At 71.1% G+C, this 2,019-nt stretch carries 3 protein-coding genes; 1 reads left to right on the top strand and 2 read right to left on the bottom strand.

Features of this window, described 5'->3' with window-relative positions; all coding sequences use genetic code 11:
* Together WA805_RS26900 and WA805_RS26895 are read right to left on the bottom strand one after the other, a co-directional pair.
* A partial coding sequence (locus WA805_RS26900) for a hypothetical protein (RefSeq protein WP_425243741.1) occupies positions 1 to 183 on the bottom strand: 183 nt, incomplete at its 3' end.
* Positions 180 to 740, bottom strand: coding sequence for a sigma-70 family RNA polymerase sigma factor (locus tag WA805_RS26895; protein ID WP_425243740.1), 561 nt, complete (start codon positions 738 to 740; stop codon positions 180 to 182). The genes WA805_RS26895 and WA805_RS26900, both read right to left, overlap by 4 nt.
* A gap of 92 nt (positions 741 to 832) precedes the next feature.
* Here WA805_RS26895 and WA805_RS26890 point away from each other — a divergent pair, with 92 nt between their 5' ends.
* Positions 833 to 1,675 carry an SMP-30/gluconolactonase/LRE family protein gene (locus WA805_RS26890; protein WP_425239693.1) on the top strand — a complete coding sequence of 281 codons (843 nt, stop codon included), beginning with the start codon at positions 833 to 835 and terminating at the stop codon, positions 1,673 to 1,675.
* The last annotated feature ends 344 nt before the right edge of the window (positions 1,676 to 2,019 follow it).

Raw genomic sequence — 2,019 nt, 5'->3', positions numbered from 1 at the left:
CCAGGCCGCGGACTCCAGCGCGCTCAGCGTGCGGTACAGCGCGTCGGCGACCCGGCTGAACGCCTCGGCCGGCGAGATCGCCGGGACCTCGGGGACCGGCTCGCCGGCCGCCCTGGCGCGGCGTGACGCGTCAAGCACCCGGGCCCGCAGGTCCGGGGGCACGGTAGGCTGGGCCGCTGTCACGGTGCCTCCAGAAGCTGCCGGTCGAGCACGGCTTCCAGCTTGGCGAGCGCCAGCCGGAGCCGCGACTTCACGGTTCCCTCGGGAATGCCGACCGCACTTGCCACTTCCCGGCAGGTCATCCCCTCGAAGTAGGCGAGCTCGACCACCTGGCGCTGGGCGGCGGGCAGCCGCTGAATGGCCGCTCGCACCTCGCTGGCCATGTGCGCGCTGAGCACCTGCTCGCCTGGTGACGGCGGCCCCTCGTCGATCGTCAGCCGGTAGTGCTGCTCCTGCCTGGCGATCCGGCGCAGTTCGCTGCGGATGGCGTCCACCGCGCGGTGCCGCGCTAGGAGCATCAGGTAGCCGCGCAGCGACCCGGCGTCCGGGTCGTACCGATGCGGGTGAGACCACAGCTCCACGAACACGTCCTGCACGACATCCTGCGCGCCGCCGCCGGCCCCGACGACGTACGCGGCCGCGCCGTACACCGCGGCCCCGAAGCGGTCGAACACCTCGGCCAGCGCATGATCGTCGCCTGCTGTCAGCCGCGCTGCCAGCAGGGCATCAGTCCCCCCCACTTGGGAAGGTAACGTAGCGGCGGCCGGGTCCACAATCTTTAGCGACTAGTTAAGGGCGATGAGTTGAGCGGCCAGAAGACGTCTCAATGGACATGAGCACGACGACGCTGCTAACCGGGCGGGGACTGGTCGAGTCGCCGCGCTGGCACGACGGGCGGCTGTACTTCTCCGACTGGTCCGCTGGCGAGGTCCTGGCCGTCGGGCTCGACGGCCGCAGCGAGGTGGTCGCGCGCGTGCGATCGCTGCCGCTGTGCGCCGCCTGGCGGCCCGATGGCCGGCTGCTCATCGTCTCGTCCGCTGACGGCAAGCTGCTGCGCCTGGAACCCGACGGATCGCTGGTCACGCAGGCCGACCTCGGCAGCCGCGGCACCTGGAACGACATCGTGATTGACGGCCGCGGCAACTCCTACGTCAACGGGGCGGGCTTCGACCCGACGGCCGGCGAGGCGCCGAAGCCCGGTTCGGTGTTCCTGGTCACGCCGGACGGCCAGGTGCGCGAGGTGGCCGGGGACATCGCCTTCCCGAACGGGATGGCGGTGACCGCCGACAACTCCACGCTGATCGTCGCGGACTCCTACCGGCACTGCCTGGTCGCCTTCGACATCGCGGCCGACGGCGGGCTGTCCGGCCGGCGAGTGTGGGCCGACCTTGGCGTGGGCACGCCGGACGGCATCGCGGTCGACTTGGAGAACGCCGTCTGGTACGCGGACGTGCCGAACAAGCGGTGCGCGCGGGTCGCAGAGGGCGGCGAGGTCCGGCAGGTCGTCGAGCTGGACCGCGGCGGCTTCGCCTGCGCCCTCGGCGGCCCCGGCCGGACGACGCTGTTCGTCACCGCTGCCGAATGGCGCGGCATGGGCCAGGCAGAGATGGTGGCGCCCGGCAGCGGTCAGGTCGTCATGACTTCGGTTGAGGTCCCGGGCGCCGGCTGGCCGTAAAGCAGTCGCCTTTGGTCTCCGGCGGCCACTAGCATGGCCGGGTGCACCGGCTCTTCCCGATAACCCCGCCACCGCGCTCCTGAGCGGGGCGTTGTAGCCGTCTTCCTTTCTTAGGGCTGCCTAGCGCGCCCCGCTTCCGCGACCTGTTTTTCTTCTCTCGTCGCAGGAGCGATCTGTCATGTCTGCTTCCGTTTACCTCGTCATGTCCGGGCTGCTGTGGGGCACCGGGGGCCTCACAGGTACCGAATTCGGCCACGTCACCGGGCTGTCCGCGCTCGCGGTCGCGGCTTACCGCCTGCTTGCGGGCGGCGGGCTCATCGTCATCTTCAAGATCGCGGCGGGGA

It is taken from the genome of Trebonia sp., from assembly GCF_049794275.1.
GTDB lineage: Bacteria > Actinomycetota > Actinomycetes > Streptosporangiales > Streptosporangiaceae > Trebonia.
This window is presented reverse-complemented; position numbering and strand designations above follow the sequence as displayed.

Bases quoted from the DNA above. Each gene is read 5' to 3' on its own strand.
- WA805_RS26890 (WP_425239693.1), top strand. From the start codon at position 833: ATGAGCACGACGACGCTGCTAACCGGGCGGGGACTGGTCGAGTCGCCG.